Origin of the sequence: Desulfosporosinus nitroreducens (genome assembly GCF_023897015.1) — a bacterium.
Taxonomy (GTDB): Bacteria; Bacillota; Desulfitobacteriia; order Desulfitobacteriales; family Desulfitobacteriaceae; genus Desulfosporosinus; species Desulfosporosinus nitroreducens.
Genome location: NZ_JAMHFY010000003.1, coordinates 347,117 through 360,014, shown reverse-complemented (window position 1 = coordinate 360,014; position 12,898 = coordinate 347,117). Strand labels below are relative to the sequence as shown.

General features: G+C 41.6%; 13 protein-coding genes and 1 rRNA gene. 1 reads left to right on the top strand and 13 read right to left on the bottom strand.

Annotation, left to right across the window (positions count from 1 at the left end; translation table 11 throughout):
• From M8E35_RS05610 to M8E35_RS05570, 9 genes are all read right to left on the bottom strand, one after another.
• Window positions 1-572: ribosomal RNA gene (locus M8E35_RS05610) — 16S ribosomal RNA — on the bottom strand; the annotation flags it as partial.
• 420 nt (window positions 573-992) lie between these two features.
• A complete protein-coding gene (locus M8E35_RS05605; RefSeq protein ID WP_252467821.1) occupies window positions 993-2,498 on the bottom strand; it encodes an MDR family MFS transporter in 1,506 nt (501 codons plus the stop codon).
• A 170-nt stretch (window positions 2,499-2,668) separates the two neighbouring features.
• Entirely contained in the window at window positions 2,669-4,870 is a 2,202-nt protein-coding gene (recQ, locus tag M8E35_RS05600) for a DNA helicase RecQ (RefSeq protein WP_252467820.1), read from the bottom strand.
• Window positions 4,871-4,986: 116 nt separating this feature from the next.
• Window positions 4,987-5,676, bottom strand: coding sequence for a protein-L-isoaspartate(D-aspartate) O-methyltransferase (locus M8E35_RS05595; RefSeq protein WP_252467819.1), 690 nt, complete (start codon window positions 5,674-5,676; stop codon window positions 4,987-4,989).
• Window positions 5,677-5,908: 232 nt separating this feature from the next.
• Window positions 5,909-7,045: a M20/M25/M40 family metallo-hydrolase gene (locus M8E35_RS05590; RefSeq protein WP_252467818.1), complete on the bottom strand. Its 1,137-nt coding sequence runs from the start codon at window positions 7,043-7,045 to the stop codon at window positions 5,909-5,911.
• Window positions 7,046-7,047: 2 nt separating this feature from the next.
• Complete coding sequence (locus M8E35_RS05585) at window positions 7,048-7,389, bottom strand: HIT family protein (RefSeq protein WP_252467817.1); 342 nt, start codon at window positions 7,387-7,389, stop codon at window positions 7,048-7,050.
• Between the two features lie 150 nt (window positions 7,390-7,539).
• The gene (locus M8E35_RS05580; RefSeq protein WP_252467816.1) at window positions 7,540-8,079 is read right to left on the bottom strand and encodes a chromate transporter; all 540 of its coding nucleotides are present in this window, start codon (window positions 8,077-8,079) and stop codon (window positions 7,540-7,542) included.
• 93 nt (window positions 8,080-8,172) lie between these two features.
• On the bottom strand, window positions 8,173-8,700 hold the full coding sequence (locus M8E35_RS05575) for a chromate transporter (protein ID WP_073030004.1): 528 nt from the start codon (window positions 8,698-8,700) through the stop codon (window positions 8,173-8,175).
• Between the two features lie 196 nt (window positions 8,701-8,896).
• The gene (locus tag M8E35_RS05570) at window positions 8,897-9,571 is read right to left on the bottom strand and encodes a GntR family transcriptional regulator (protein WP_252467815.1); all 675 of its coding nucleotides are present in this window, start codon (window positions 9,569-9,571) and stop codon (window positions 8,897-8,899) included.
• Window positions 9,572-9,779: 208 nt separating this feature from the next.
• Between M8E35_RS05570 and M8E35_RS05565 the strand changes: the two genes are divergently transcribed.
• Entirely contained in the window at window positions 9,780-10,331 is a 552-nt protein-coding gene (locus M8E35_RS05565; RefSeq protein WP_252467814.1) for a manganese catalase family protein, read from the top strand.
• A 127-nt stretch (window positions 10,332-10,458) separates the two neighbouring features.
• On the opposite strand, the gene M8E35_RS05560 is transcribed toward M8E35_RS05565, so the two are convergent.
• The 4 genes from M8E35_RS05560 to M8E35_RS05545 all read right to left on the bottom strand — a co-directional run bounded on the left by M8E35_RS05560 (window position 10,459) and on the right by M8E35_RS05545 (window position 12,838).
• Window positions 10,459-10,671 carry a hypothetical protein gene (locus tag M8E35_RS05560; protein ID WP_073030001.1) on the bottom strand — a complete coding sequence of 71 codons (213 nt, stop codon included), beginning with the start codon at window positions 10,669-10,671 and terminating at the stop codon, window positions 10,459-10,461.
• A gap of 148 nt (window positions 10,672-10,819) precedes the next feature.
• Entirely contained in the window at window positions 10,820-11,137 is a 318-nt protein-coding gene (locus M8E35_RS05555) for a DNA-directed RNA polymerase subunit alpha C-terminal domain-containing protein (RefSeq protein ID WP_252467813.1), read from the bottom strand.
• Window positions 11,138-11,505: 368 nt separating this feature from the next.
• The gene (locus M8E35_RS05550; RefSeq protein WP_252467812.1) at window positions 11,506-11,976 is read right to left on the bottom strand and encodes a (2Fe-2S)-binding protein; all 471 of its coding nucleotides are present in this window, start codon (window positions 11,974-11,976) and stop codon (window positions 11,506-11,508) included.
• Window positions 11,945-12,838: an FAD binding domain-containing protein gene (locus M8E35_RS05545; protein ID WP_252467809.1), complete on the bottom strand. Its 894-nt coding sequence runs from the start codon at window positions 12,836-12,838 to the stop codon at window positions 11,945-11,947. The genes M8E35_RS05550 and M8E35_RS05545 overlap by 32 nt, the downstream gene beginning before the upstream one ends.
• Between the last annotated feature and the right edge of the window lie 60 nt (window positions 12,839-12,898).

Sequence of the window (12,898 nt, the reverse complement as noted above, 5' to 3'; positions counted from 1 at the left end):
AACGCTTGCCCCCTACGTATTACCGCGGCTGCTGGCACGTAGTTAGCCGGGGCTTCCTCCTTGGGTACCGTCATGTCAACTCAATATTCTCAAATCGACCGTTCTTCCCCAAAGACAGTACTTTACAATCCGAAGACCTTCATCATACACGCGGCGTTGCTCCGTCAGACTTTCGTCCATTGCGGAAGATTCCCCACTGCTGCCTCCCGTAGGAGTCTGGGCCGTGTCTCAGTCCCAGTGTGGCCGTTCACCCTCTCAGGCCGGCTACTGATCGTCGCCTTGGTAGGCCTTTACCCCACCAACTAGCTAATCAGACGCGGGTCCATCCATAATCGGTAGCATCTTCAGAGGCCACCTTTCCTTAAAGCTTGATGCCAAGCTCAAAGATTATCCGGTATTAGCCCTCGTTTCCAAGGGTTGTCCCGGATTTATGGGTAGGTTACCCACGCGTTACTCACCCGTCCGCCACTAAAAATTTCTCAAAGTAAACTTCTTGAAATTCTCCGTTCGACTTGCATGTGTTAGGCACGCCGCCAGCGTTCGTCCTGAGCCAGGATCAAACTCTCCAAAAAAAGTTATGTCACTTCAATGAAGAAGATGATTCGCTCATGATTTCTTTTGAAACTCTTTCGAGTTTCTCTCATTGGCTGTCCTTGTTGTTTAGTTTTCAAAGACCATCATTTTCTTTGGCTGTTTAAGGCCGGACTCATATCTTAGCATTTTCAACTTATGTTGTCAATAGCTAATTTATGTGCTTGCGATTAAAAACTTTACTATTTTTCAATAATAACCATTTAATCGTTGTGTGTCTTGTGGCACTCAGTTATAATACCATTTTCATCGTTTGCTGTCAACAAGTATTTCTTCTTTTCTACATTATCTTTCCTGAGGCTTTACCCCCAAGAGCGACATTTGAAATATTAACACATACCTCGTTAAAGGTCAACATATTTCAACACGAGAAGTAGTATAACTAATAACCTTTTCTATGATTAAAGCGCATCTCTTGTCTTATTTGGAAAAAACAATACTAATATGAAGCTCAAGCCAGATACAATACAAACACCGTAAAAGACGTAGTGCAACGAAATTGTCAGGCCTGACGTCATCAGATCTATGACTCCATTGGGAAGCGTTCCCCTCTTAACTGGGTCAAGTAAGACGTTAACAACATCTACACTAAATGCCTCTCCACTCACACCCTTTAAATAGCTAGTCAGTTTGGTATTTAAAACTCCGCCCAAAAGAGCTGCACCCATTGTATTCCCTAAAATGTTCATAAACATATTAGAGGCTGTCGCCACTCCACGCATTTGCCACTCCACACTGTCTTGAATCCCAACGATAAAGACTGTCCTAGCAAATCCCATTCCGATCCCAATCAGAAGCGAACCTACTCCGGCCCAGAGCCACCCTCTTTCAGGAGCCATTGTTATTAAAAACATCGAGCCCGCGAGGATCCAAAACCCTCCAATGATCGCGATTCGTCTGAATCCGAATTTAAACATAATCTTACCAGCTATCGATGCACCCATCACCCAGCCCATTGTCATAAAAGCAAGAACAAAACCCGAAATAATTGGAGACTTCCCCATCACACCTTGAATATAAGTAGGCAAAAATGACGAGATACCGATTATCACAATACCTGTCGTTAAAGTTGCTAAGTTTGAAACTACCAGTAAAGAATCAGTCCAGATCTCCAATGGCATAATGGGCTCTGCAGTATGCTTTTCTTGCAATATAAACAGATAAAATCCAACGAAAGATAACCCCAATAAAAGAAGTACCGGGACAGATGACCACGCCCAAACAGTTCCCGCCTGTATAAAAACAATCATCAAGGCACTGACCGAGATAAAAATCAGCCCCGATCCAATGTAATCAATAGTATGTTGTTGCTTATGTACTGCCTCTCCAAGAAAAAACCATATTCCTGCTACAGCGAGCATACCGATCGGCACGTTTACCCAAAATATCCAAGCCCAATGAACATATTGCACAAAGAAGGCTCCGAGGGCTGGCCCAATAATTGAAGAAACCCCCCAAACACTAGAAATATAACCTTGAATGCGCGCACGTTCTGACAGGCTGAAAATATCACCGATAATCGTCGTGGCAATAGGCTGAACAGCTCCAGCACCAATACCCTGCAGCAATCGGTAAATGATCAACATATTCATTGTTTTTGCAAAGCCACAAAGGACAGAACCAATAAGGAAAACTATAATTCCAAACGTAAATACAGGTTTTCTGCCAAACAAATCAGCTAGTTTTCCATAAATCGGGATTGTAACTGCTTGAGCCAAGAGAAAGGATGAGAAAACCCAACTAAATAGGGAAAAGCCACCGAGATCTCCAACAATACTAGGGATTGCGGTTGCCACAATCGTCCCTTCTATAGCAGCTATGAAAATTGCTAACAGAACACTGGCTAAAACAATCGATCGATTTGTCTTTATGGATTTACGAATATAAACTTGCTCACTCTCGTGCATTACAACTAACAAACTCCTCTACCTATTAAATTTTAAAAACTTCTTTGCAAAAATACCGTAATTAAGTCCTTCCCTCGCACACGCTTTAGCGAAAGAAGGACTCGGAAGTATAGTTAAACTCTTATCCAGGGGCGCAGAGACACTTATTGACTGCTCACTTTTTTTGTTTACTATTCTTTGTTACCGATAATTTTATGCTTTTCCAAAACTGCCCGGATTGTAAACCACTCCACCTCATCAGTGAGAAGATCTTTAATGGGACGCAATCTTTCTCCACCTACTTGCTTAATTGCCTCCAAGATGTGGGTTTCTTGTTCAAATGGAATAAAATCATCCCACGGAACAGCCTGTCCATCTAGACTGCAGCGCACAAAATGATTTTGAACAGTTATAGGAGTAACCTTCCTTATTTTTGCTATATCTTCTAAAGAGTATCCTTCTTTGTACATTAGAAAGGTCTGCAGATGACTGGAGACTTTCCCGTGAGAAGAATCCTCAAGATTAATTATATCTTGCAAACCATGTTCGCTGTCCGTTTGATCATCACGCTTCTCTTCGAGGGGATTATTCTTTAAGTCCGGCTTCTCTACACTTTCAGAATCCTTACAAAAAATCCTGATTGCCTCCAGAAATTCATCTCCGTATTTTTCTAACTTTCTCTCCCCAACCCCGCTGACGCGAATCATTGATCTGTGATCGATCGGACACGCTTGAGCCATTTCTCTTAAGGTACTGTCTGCAAAAATCATGTAGGGAGGGAGGTTTTCTCTAATGGATATTTCTCTGCGCAATGTACGCAACCGATCAAATAGACTAACCTCTTCCGACTCCTTACGATAAGGTTTTGGTGACACTTTTCGATTGACTTTCGCTTCCCCTTTTAAGACGGAAACTGCATTGGGCTGGAGTTTAACCACTGGATATTCTCCGGTTGATAATTGCAAATAGCCCTCTGCTACTAAATAATTTATTAGATCTTTGATTTCTTGCAACGCAACTTCGTGCATAATCCCATGCGTTGAAAGTTCATCAAACCGAAGTTCCCTAATCTTCGCTTTGCGTGAACCTTTTAAAACCTCAGCCACCATGCCAATCCCAAAACGTTCCCGCATACGATAAATACAGGAAAATACTTTTTGAGCCTCCAAGGTAATATCTACAATTTCTCTCTGATCGTTACAACTGCTACAGTTACCGCATTCTTCTTGTACGTCCTCTTCTCCAAAATACTCTAGAATCGACTTCCGCAAGCACCGGGGTGTATGACAGTAATCAACCATCCCTTGAAGCTTTTTGAGCTCATTCATTTTTCGTTCAGGCTGAAAAATGGTTTGTTCAATCAAATATCTTTGCAACACCACATCTTGAGGAGAAAACAACAAAAGGCACTCTCCCGGTTCTCCATCGCGCCCTGCACGCCCTGCCTCTTGATAGTAGGCTTCCATATTTCTTGGCATATTATAATGAATAACATACCGAACATTGGATTTATCAATACCCATTCCAAACGCGTTGGTAGCTACCATGACGGTTATTTCATCGAAGAGGAAATCCTCTTGGCTTTTTAGGCGATCTTCGTCGGTCATACCCGCATGATATTTTCCAACCTTTAAGCCGCTTTTGGTTAAAAAGCTCTGGAGATTGTCCACTTCTTTACGCGTCCCCGCATAAATAATTCCAGGTTGATCGGCATGAGCTTTTGTGTATTCAAGTAAAAAATCCTTCTTGTTCTCCCCTCGAAACGTAGAAAACATAAGATTCGGACGATCAAATCCTGTAACAAATATACTAGGTTCTCTCAATCCCAACAGTCGGACTATATCAGCCTGAACATCCTCAGTTGCCGTTGCTGTAAAAGCTCCAATTAGCGGTTTCTGGGGGAGGGATTTAAGAAAAGGCCCCAAATGCAGGTAACTAGGCCGAAAATCATGTCCCCACTGGGAAACACAATGAGCCTCATCAATCGCTAGGAAGGAAACTCGCAAAGAGTCTAAAAGGCATCGGAAACTATCTGACTCAAGTCGTTCAGGTGCAATATATAAGAGCTTATATTTACCACTTGCCACCCTGTCAATCCGGGTCCTAACTTCCTTGAGAGACAGAGAACTATTGATAAAGGTTGCTGGAACTCCGTACTGTTGCAATGCATCCACTTGATCTTTCATCAAGGAAATTAGAGGAGAAATCACGAGAGTTGTTCCCTTAAACAATAGGGCTGGAATTTGGTAAGCAAGTGATTTTCCTGCTCCAGTCGGCATAATGGCTAAAGTATCCGAGCCCTGGAGTAAACTTTCAATCACTTTTTGCTGGCCATCTCGAAATTGAGTATACCCGAAATACCTTTGCAATACCTCCAAGGCTTTGTTTATCATAATAAGAACATCTCCTTAAGGTTGTGTACTTTCGAAGCTGTCCTTATTATAACAAAAAAAGAGTGATAACGGGGTCCTTCTGAAGTAAGTTTCCTATATCTAAAGGCTAGATTGCTCTAGCCTCCTGCTTCTGTCTCGTTCCAGCCCTTTGTACCAATCAGAGGAACAAAACGTACTGCTCCCAAATCTTCTTCTATTAATTCATTTGACAGTGTCTTCTTAACACGCAACAGATGTTGATCTTCTTTTTTCCCTACCGGTATTACCAAGCGGCCACCCGGAGCTAACTGCTCGATTAAGGAATCTGGAATTTCAGGACCTCCCGCCGTTACTAAAATTGCATCAAATGGTGCTTTTTCTGTCCATCCAAGCGTGCCGTCTCCCACGCGCACTTCAATATTTTCATAACCTTGACTGTTAAATCGTTCTTCCGCAAGATGCGCGAGTAAGTTATGACGCTCAATTGTATGAATTCTCTTGGCCATTCGAGATAATATCGCAGCCGAATAACCAGAACCCGTTCCTATCTCTAAAACTTTATCACTCGTTTTGAGTTCCAATGCTTGAGCCATAAGAGCTACAATATAGGGCTGACTAATAGTTTGCTCTGCTTCTATTTCCAAGGCGGTGTCGTAATACGCAAGCTCTTGTTTATCTTCATTTACATACCTGTGTCGCGGAACAGTTAGCATACTCTGAATTACTGCCTCATCTGTGATGTCTCGACTTCTGAGCTGGGTTCGAACCATCCACTCACGTTTAGCCTCACGACCATTTAAATCATCTTTCCAATAATCTTTGCCCAAATTCTCCTCACCTTTCAATTTTTTTTATATTTTATCCGCATTTAATTTTTTTAATTTGTAAGTTTAAGGAAGTTAAGAGAAGCGAAGACGTGAACGAGAGAAAAACTAACTTTGGCACTTTAATTACAAGAAACTTTTAAACTCTTGGCATTTTATATAATGAAAAAGAAAAGAAGCCTATCCACGCAATTTTGTTAGGCTTCTTTTCACCAGTTCACGTTATATACACGATTTAGCATTCAGCTTTTTCAAGCTTCGCAACACCTTTAATAATCTCAACCAATAAATCAGCTGTCCTGTACAAATCTTCTTCCTCAATCGCTTCCTCAGTTGTATGGGGCTTTTGCATCCCAGTACCTAAAACAGCGCACGGTATCCCGTAAACATTATAATAATTGGCATCACTGCCTCCTCCGGTTGCCCCTTTGATGACTTTTAAACCGGCGGCTCGGGCTGCCTGACTAGCAATGACTACGACTTGAGACTCCTCCTCAAGCGTAAAGGGCTCATATAACCGGATCACTTCGATTTCTGCAACTGCGCCCATTTCCTCAGCACAATGTTGAAACGCTTCACACATCTGGGACGTTTGACGTTCAAGCTTAAGCAAGTCTCTGCTTCTTGATTCGCAGGCAATATTGACTTCGTCGGCCACAATATTCGTAGCTCTGCCGCCTTGAATCGTACCGATATTCGCTGTTGTTTCCTCATCTATTCTGCCTGTTGGCATACTAGAGATCGCCTTGGCTGCTGCAACAATTGAGCTTATTCCATCTTCTGGAGCAAAACCAGCATGAGATGCTCTGCCTTTAATCATCACGTTAAGCCGATCTTGCCCTGGGGCAGCAAGAATTATTTCTCCCGGTCCACCCACGCAATCCATAACAAATCCCAGGTCAGCTTTCAAGAGCGTTTTATCTAAGTTCTTAACGCCGTTGAGACCCCCTTCTTCAGCAACACTGAAAACAACCTGAATATCGCCGTGTGGGATATTTTGCTCTTCTATAGTTCTTAGTGCTTCCAGGATTGGCGCTATCCCTGATTTATCATCCGCTCCTAAGATTGTTGGCCCGGCTGAAGTAATTATTCCTCCCTGCAGTTGCGGCTCGATATTTAGGCAAGGGTCTACCGTATCCATGTGGGCTGAAAACAAGACGACTAGAGCCTTTGGCAGATTACCTTTCAAATAGGCAAAAACATTTCCGCAGTTACCTTGGAATCTTTGACCGGCATCGTCTTCTAATACTGTCATACCAATAATCTGCAGACGATTTTTTAGTATATCAGCTATTTGGCGCTCATTCTTGGTCGGAGAATCAATTCGAATAAGTTCAAAAAACTCAGCCAACAATCTTTCCCGATTGACCATTTTTATGTATGCCACCTCACAGTACCTGCGTCTCCATTGTATCGAGGGATAACATGTATATGCCAATGAAAAACTGTTTGCCCTGCAGCGGTTCCTACATTTGCTCCCACATTATAGCCATCAGGATGGAACCGCTCGTCTAACAACTCTTTAACTTTTGTGAGAAGTTCTCCGACACAAGCCATCTCCTCCGTAGTCGCATCAAAGAAACTTGAAGCATGTTTTTTAGGAACAATAAGAACATGTCCTTCACTGACTGGATACTTATCATAAAATGCCCGGGCTAGTTCGTTCTCTACAAGGTTGACTCCCTCTGGCAGTGTACAAAATACGCACTCGTTCATCCGTATCCTCCTTACTGTTTTACCCCTGCCCAATAAATAGACTTTTATGTTAATATTGCCTGTTTTTGACTCAAAGTCAAGTAATCTTTATAAAAATTCCTGCTTTATCAATTCCGAGACTCCCACTTCTTCAAGTGGGTGTTTCTTATTCTACTTTTTAGTTCTGCCATATACTGCCCAACCAAACAGCATGGATGCTACGATAATAAAGGCCGGGTGGATGTTAAGGAAATAAAGGAGCGCAACCGTTATAACTGCTATTCCCCACGTGCTGCTGGACGGGAAAGCCTTCTTCCCCATGTCATAAGCAGTCTCAGCAACAAGTACAACTACCACTGGCCGAACTGCCTTCAGCATTGCTTGAAGCTCTGGAGAATCCGAATATTTCACAATCAAACTTCCTAATAAAACTACTACAATTATCGTAGGAGCTATTGTTCCAATTATAGCGGCTAGAGCTCCTAACCAACCTGCGACCTTGTAGCCTATATAAGCTGCCATCTTCGTGGCAATTGGCCCTGGCAAGGCATTACCGATAGCTAAAGAATCCGCAAACTCTTCGTTATCCACCCAATGATATCGATCCACTGCTTCTGCTTTAACGAGAGGAATTAGTGAAGGACCTCCCCCGAATCCCAGGTTTGAAGCCCGGGTAAAGCCAATAAATAGGTCCCATATTTTTCCAAGCACGAAGAGCACCCCTTTTTAACACCGTATTAATAGGAGCATATTGTTAACTTACTCTGAAATATCTCCATCTGAAATTCAGTCAAATCCAAGGGTTTAGCGAAATACCAACAATCCAAAGCCCATAGATACTAAAATAATTAGCGCAGGATGCAATTTTAACCAAAATACAGAAACCACCGTAGCCAAAGCAATCCCCCATGTTATTAGGTTTGGAAACGAGCCGATACCCATGTCAAGGGCAGTTTGCGCTATTAAGACTACGACAACAGGACGCACTCCTTTCAGCATTCCCTTTAAGACTGGAGAATTGGAGTACTTCATTAACACCCGTGCCAATAAGATGACCGCGAGTGCGGTAGGTAAGATAACCCCAATGTTTGCCACCAAGGCTCCTAACCATCCGGCTTCTTGATAACCAACATAACCTGCTAATTTTGTAGCGATTGGGCCTGGTAAAGCATTTCCAACGGCAAGCGCATCAGTGAATTCAGAGTTGGTCATCCAGTGATACCGCTCCACAACTTCGATCTTAATGAGAGGAATAACTGCCGGTCCGCCTCCAAAGCCTAAGTTGCTAGCCCTGCCAAAAGCAATTAACAGATCCCAGAGTTGTGATAACATAGTGCTCTCCTTTCACTTAGATTTCCCAAATCCCTTTGAGAATGCCTACCAGCCTGGTAAGCTTGAATTTCTTAAGTAAGTATATAACCTTAAGTTCAGTAATTCAATACGTTTGGTATACCAAATTACTGATTTTTGTATACCAAATATGAATCGTCTTCTTGTAAGAGGAAAAAAGGTTGTCACCTTAACATTCTTAATCACAATAAGCCATTTCTAAAAACGCTTTGCTCGAATTTTCGGCATGTTTTTTCGCTACAGCCTCGGCTTCAGAGCTGTCATGTCTGCTTAGAGCCTCAATAATCGCCTTGTGTTCCACCCATACTTCTGCAGGGCGACCAGGTTTAGAATAGGCAACTTGAGTGAATTTTGTTATATACTCGTGCAAAGTATTAAGAAAATTGTGGACTCGCGGACTTTCAGCTGCTCTATAAATTATCTCGTGAAATTTATCGTTCAACTGATTAGACTTTTTTAAATTGCCCTTTTCGTGTTCATCTGAAATCTGTTTAGCTAGCGATTCCAAACGTTTCAATTCGCGAGGTTTAATCTTAGCAGCTGCAATACTGCAAATAAGCGCTTCCAATGATGTTCTAATAACTAAAATCTCTACAATATCGGCCTTAGTAAATCCGGAAACCACTACCCCTTTACGCGGCACATGGGTTACCAGTCTTTCCAAAACAAGTTTGTGAATTGCTTCTCGAACTGGAGTTCTGCTAATCCCCAATTCTTCTGCAATACTGCGTTCAACAAGCCTCTGTCCCGGTTCTAACTTTTTATCTAAAATAGCATTTCTTAAAATAGCAAACACTGAATCTCGGATATGGCCCTTGTCATCAAGCTTAATTGGTGAAAAATGATACGCCACTTTCCTTCTCCCCTTTAGAATCTTCATTATGTCCACTTTTAAAGCAATTATAATTCCTTATACTGCATAAAGGCAAGGGATGTTGGTATACCATATTCTAAAAACAAAACCAATCTCTCTAGAAACAAAAAGACGAAGCGACACCTAACCAAAAAATTTCCTAATCATATAATAGATGAGGGAATTTATTATATAAAGGAGAGTTAGCATGTTTAGTTATAGCAAACCTCTGTTCTATCCCGTTCAGGTGGAGACCCGAGACCCAGTGTTTGCCCAAATACTGCTTGAGCACTATGGCGGAAAGGATAGCGAATATTCCGCGGCAACCCAGTACCTAAATCATCGCTCAAATATGAGTAATCGTTATCTTCGTGATCTATTGGGAATGATTGCGGCCGAGGAAATGGGGCACATGGAAATGATTGCAGTCGCAATTAACAAGTTAGGAGGGCCACCCTTAAGTTTTGTTGATTCACAAGGAATCCCTTGGAATATATGTTATGTGGATCAAACCTTAGACCCCATTGGGATGCTTCAGGCTGATGTTGAAGCTGAAGTTCGTGCACGCATCCTATATAATCATCATTTCACGATGACAAACGACCCCTCGCTTAAAAAGATGATTCATTTCTTAGGTTGCAGAGAAGATGTGCATAAACTCCTTTTCAAAAAGGCTCAGATATTGATCCGAAAAGGAGCCCCACCGGAACAATTTAATGAACTAATTATTGATTATAAAATGAGTTTGAAGAATAATTGAAGACAAATACACAGGAAAAATGCTCATAAAATAAAGCAAACTGTATCTGCCATGATACAGTTTGCTCATTTCTCTCGACCATATTTTTTACCCAACTTTCGTTGCAACCTTTTCTAGCCGTTGATTATTATCGGACAATTTCCAGATCGTAGGGATCATATGCAAATTCCCCAGGCAGAATATCTAAGTGTACTATAATAAAGACTCCCATTTCATCGCATTCAATTCGTACAACTGTTCCGATACAGTGACTGCATGTCTCAACACGGTCTCCAACTTGAAACCGGTATTGGTGAAGAAGGGAAGAATCCGATTGGAATTCATGATATTTCTCAATCATAATATCATACCTCCCATTTTGTATCACGATGCCTTTACTATTGTGTTTAGGCTACACGGAAAAACTCGTTCTCGAATAATAAGATAGATACCTCACTTACTGTTAGGCAGTGGTTTTATAAGTGATTAACAACTGATTCATCCTCTGATTAATTAATAGTTCCCCTTTTCTGCATTTTGGCCTCATAGCGTTGCAATTGCAGACGCAACTCGTATAAAGCTCCTTGTCCAAAGCGCTTTAACTGCAATAGCTGAGTGTCACTTTTTTCAAGCAGTTCTTCGATAGTATCTATTCCGGCAATCTTTAGAAGGTTATAGGTTCTTGAGCTTAACCCTAGAACAGATATATCGGGAGACTCAAGTAATTTAGCACAGAGAATTTCGCATTTTTTAGCATCTTCCTTCAGTCTATACGTCCTCTGACAAAGAGAACAAACATATATAGTAATTTGTGTTTCTAGAATCATCTTGCATCCTTCCCTCTTTAAACTTTTATGACTTTTCCAACTTTAATAAAAATGAAGGAAAAGGAGTCTATTAAACATTAATCAACTTAACATAATTCAAAGTTCAATTCCCTACAATGACTGTTTAAACAGGTTGCTTTGAATCCATTCACTCCCCTCGTTCATACTTCAGCCTAACTCAAGTAAAGTCTAACATTGTACTATAACAATGTCTATAGAGGATACATATGGCCATAATCAATAATATTTATCTCAATCCTTAAATTTCAAATTCCTAGGTGAACATGAAAAGTAAGAAGCCTTTAGAAAAATCTAATTTTCTAAAGGCTTTCTTACTTACTTTTATTAAATTACACAAAAAACTTTCTCTATTTATCATCTTTTGAAGCAAGTCGTACTGCATCAATTATTTTCTGATAACCCGTGCAGCGACAGAGATTTCCAGATAACCCTCGACGAATTTCCACCTCACTGGGATTAGAATTTTTATCCAGGAGGGCCTTAGCAGATATAATCATACCTGGCGTACAGTAGCCACACTGTACTGCTCCAACTTCAATAAACGCTTTTTGCAAAGGATGAAGATTTTCCTCAGCCCCTAAGCCTTCAATTGTATACAAGTCCTTCCCTTCCGCCTGAACAGCAAGAACTAAACAGGCATTTACCGCTTGTCCATCGAGAAGTACCGTACACGCTCCACAAACACCCTCTCCGCACCCTTCTTTGCTCCCTTTAAGTCCAAGCACTTCCCTAATTAAATAAAGGAGAGTTCTGCTTTCGTCAATTTGAACCGCGGAAGGCCTGCCATTAACTGTTAAACTCACTGTGGTCTCGGCCATATGAACTCCTCCTTGTGCTTATCACATTTAAAATCGACTCCTTTAGCAGCTCTTTCGCCAGGTATCTACGGTAGGTGGCAGTAGCCCGGAGATCAGTGATCGGAGAAATCTCCCGCTCTACAATCTCTGATAATGCCTTAATTATGTCAGGATCTATCATCTGCCCCTCTAAGAAAGCTTCGACCCCTTTTACTCTAATAGGGGTTGGGGCAACAGACCCAAAAGCAACGCGAGCCTTGCTGCATCGGTTATCCTCATCAAGTTCTAAACTAACAGCAAGATTAACTAAAGAAATTGCCAATGCCTTACGCAAACCTGTTTTCCTAAAGATTGAAATTTTGTTGGAACAATTTTTAATAGAAATCTTGCTGATTAATTCATTAGGTCTGAGAACTGTTTTTCCGGCTCCCAGAAAAAAATCCGCTACACCTACCTCACGTTTTCCAGAAAGACTTACGAGGGTCAACATAGTATCAAAAACTAGCAGTGGCGGTACACAATCTGCGGCTGGGGAGGCGCTCTGCAAATTACCTCCTAATGTCCCCCGATTTCTTATTTGGGGGCTGCCTACTGTTGACGCTGCCATGGCAAGTGCAGTAAATGATTTCGCAACCAAGGGACTCGCCTCAACTTCCGAATGAGTAACAAGGGGACCTATTTCCAGTCCCTCCTCAGTTAGCTCTATCTTCTTCCATTCTTTAATTCTAGATAGGTCCACCAAAGCTTTCGGAGTAATCTTTCGTTGTTTAATATCCACCAACACATTAGTGCCGCCTGCAATTGGAAGCATACCCTCTAATTGCTGGTTTAACAATTCCAACGCTTCAAACTCACTTTGTGGAGAAAAAGCCCTAAAACTCATATGCCCCATCCTCTGCCAAACTTAGTTTTATTCTAAGGGTACATTATCAATTATAAGAAC

Excerpts from the sequence above, each read along its gene's own strand:
- M8E35_RS05605 (WP_252467821.1), bottom strand. The coding sequence starts at position 2,498 with ATGCACGAGAGTGAGCAAGTTTATATTCGTAAATCCATAAAGACAAAT.
- recQ (WP_252467820.1), bottom strand. The coding sequence starts at position 4,870 with ATGATAAACAAAGCCTTGGAGGTATTGCAAAGGTATTTCGGGTATACT.
- M8E35_RS05590 (WP_252467818.1), bottom strand. The coding sequence starts at position 7,045 with ATGGTCAATCGGGAAAGATTGTTGGCTGAGTTTTTTGAACTTATTCGA.
- M8E35_RS05585 (WP_252467817.1), bottom strand. The coding sequence starts at position 7,389 with ATGAACGAGTGCGTATTTTGTACACTGCCAGAGGGAGTCAACCTTGTA.
- M8E35_RS05575 (WP_073030004.1), bottom strand. The coding sequence starts at position 8,700 with ATGTTATCACAACTCTGGGATCTGTTAATTGCTTTTGGCAGGGCTAGC.
- M8E35_RS05565 (WP_252467814.1), top strand. The coding sequence starts at position 9,780 with ATGTTTAGTTATAGCAAACCTCTGTTCTATCCCGTTCAGGTGGAGACC.
- M8E35_RS05560 (WP_073030001.1), bottom strand. The coding sequence starts at position 10,671 with ATGATTGAGAAATATCATGAATTCCAATCGGATTCTTCCCTTCTTCAC.
- M8E35_RS05555 (WP_252467813.1), bottom strand. The coding sequence starts at position 11,137 with ATGATTCTAGAAACACAAATTACTATATATGTTTGTTCTCTTTGTCAG.
- M8E35_RS05550 (WP_252467812.1), bottom strand. The coding sequence starts at position 11,976 with ATGGCCGAGACCACAGTGAGTTTAACAGTTAATGGCAGGCCTTCCGCG.
- M8E35_RS05545 (WP_252467809.1), bottom strand. The coding sequence starts at position 12,838 with ATGAGTTTTAGGGCTTTTTCTCCACAAAGTGAGTTTGAAGCGTTGGAA.